The organism is Pseudonocardia sp. DxW, assembly GCF_058448985.1.
In genome coordinates, this window is sequence record NZ_JBZFLK010000063.1 from 1 (window position 1) to 2,078 (window position 2,078).

Annotated in this window: 1 protein-coding gene; it reads right to left on the reverse strand. The window is 74.1% G+C overall.

What is annotated here, in order from left to right; all coding sequences use genetic code 11:
* Window positions 1-2,009, reverse strand: a 2,009-nt coding sequence (locus ACVJO7_RS33935; RefSeq protein WP_491676361.1) for a condensation domain-containing protein, incomplete at its 3' end; no start/stop codon positions are given.
* Between the last annotated feature and the right edge of the window lie 69 nt (window positions 2,010-2,078).

Sequence of the window (2,078 nt, forward strand, 5' to 3'; positions counted from 1 at the left end):
AAAGTCAGCCGCGACTCCCCCGACACCAACGCAACCCGATCCGGACACAACGCCGCCCGCTCCGACAACAACTCCGCCACCGTCACGTCCGGGACGTCGGCGATGCCGGAGGCGATCCGGGCCGCCGAGTTGGCGTGGTCGGCCGGGCCGAGCACGTCGATCGACCCGACCGGGCGGGCCGGGTCGTCGGCGAAGGCCCGCAGCACGGCGACCATCCGGTCGGCGAACCGGGCCACGGTGTCCGCGTCGAACAGGTCGGTGGAGTACTCGACGACCCCGGAGAGCAGCTCCGGGGTGTCCTGGAAGTTGAACGAGGCGTCGAACTTCGCGGTGCCGGTGCGGACGACGTCGGCGCTCGCGCGCACGCCGTCCAGCTGCGGGGTCAGCGCGTTCGCGTCGCCGCCCAGGCAGACGAGCATGACCTGGAACAGCGGGCTGCGGCCGGGTGCCCGCTCGGGTGCCAGCGCCGCGACGACGTCGGAGAACGGCACGTCGGCGCGGTCATAGGCGTCGAGGTCGGTGCCGCGGACCGCGCGCAGGAGCTCGCCGACGGTGTGGTCCGGGCGCACGTCGGCGCGCAGCGCGAGGGTGTTGAGGAAGTAGCCCACGGCGTCGTCGAGGGCCGGATCGAACCGGGTCGAGATCGGGGTGCCGACGACGACGTCGGAGGAACCCGTGTGCCGGGACAGCAGCACCGCCAGCGCGGCGTGCAGCAGCATGAACACCGTGACGTCGTGCGACCGGGCGAGCCGGTGCAGCTCGGTGGTCAGCTCGGGGCCGATCTCGATCGGGACGGCGTTACCGGCTCCGCTCGGGACGGTGGGCCGCGGACGGTCGGTGGGCAGTGTGGTCTGTACCGGGGCGCCGTCCAGGGTGGTCCGCCAGAACTCCAGCTGGGCCGCCGCGGAGGTGTCGGAGCCGTCGGCGAGGCACTCGCGCTGCCAGGCCGCGAAGTCGGCGTACCGGATCTGCGGTGCGGGCAGCGAGGACGGGGTGTCCGGCCCGGTCCGCAGCCGGGCCCGGTAGGCGTGCTGCAGGTCGTCGATCAGTGGCCGCCAGGACCACTCGTCGACGGCGATGTGGTGCAGCACCGCGACCAGGACGTGCTCCTCGGCGCCGAGCTCGAACAGGGTGACCCGGGCCGGGATCTCGGTGCCGAGATCGAACGGGCGGCGCACCTCGGCGTCGATCCGTGCGTCGAGCTCGTCACTGCCGACCGGTTCGACCGTGACGACCGATGCCGGGGCGGTGTCGACCACCCTCGCGGTGTCGTCCGGGTAGACGGTCCGCAGCACCTCGTGCCGCTCGAGGACGTCGAGCCAGGCGGCGCGCAGCGCGTCGGTGTCAAGCGGGCCGCTCAGGCGCAGCACCCCGGGCACGTTGTAGACCGGGCTCGGGCCGCCGACCCGCGACAGGGCCAGCATCTGGCGCTGACCGGCCGAGATCTCCCGCCCGGCACCGTCGCGCCGCAGCGGTTGCAGGGCGGGGCGGGCCGCGGCGGACCGGCTGCCGTAGGGGGCGAGCCGGCTGACGGTGCGGGCCTCGAAGACGTGCCGGGGCCGGATCCTGATCCCGGCCCTGCGGGCCCGGTTCGCCAGGGCCAGCGCCGAGATGCTGTCGCCGCCGAGATCGAAGAAGTCGTCGTCGGGATCGACGGCGTCGGCACCGACGACCTCCGCGACGATCGAGCAGAGGGTCTCCTCCAGCGGGGTGCGCGGGGCGCGCCCGCCGGAGCGGCGCAGCGCCGACGGCTCGGGCAGGGCGGCGACGTCGAGCTTGCCGTTGACGGTCAGCGGCAGCTCGTCGACCACCGCCCACAGGGTCGGGACCATGTAGTCGGGCAGTGCCCGGGCGACGACGTCGCGGGCGGCCTCGGGGGTGGCGGTGCCGACCAGGTAGGCGGCGAGCCGGCGCTGTCCGGGGACCTCCGGATGCGGGCGGGCGACGACGGCGGCCTGCTCGATCCCGTCGGCCCCGGCCAGGGCGGTCTCGATCTCGGCGGGCTCCACCCGGTAACCCCGGATCTTCAGCTGATCATCACCACGGCCCAGGAAGTCCAGATTCCCGTCCGCCCGACG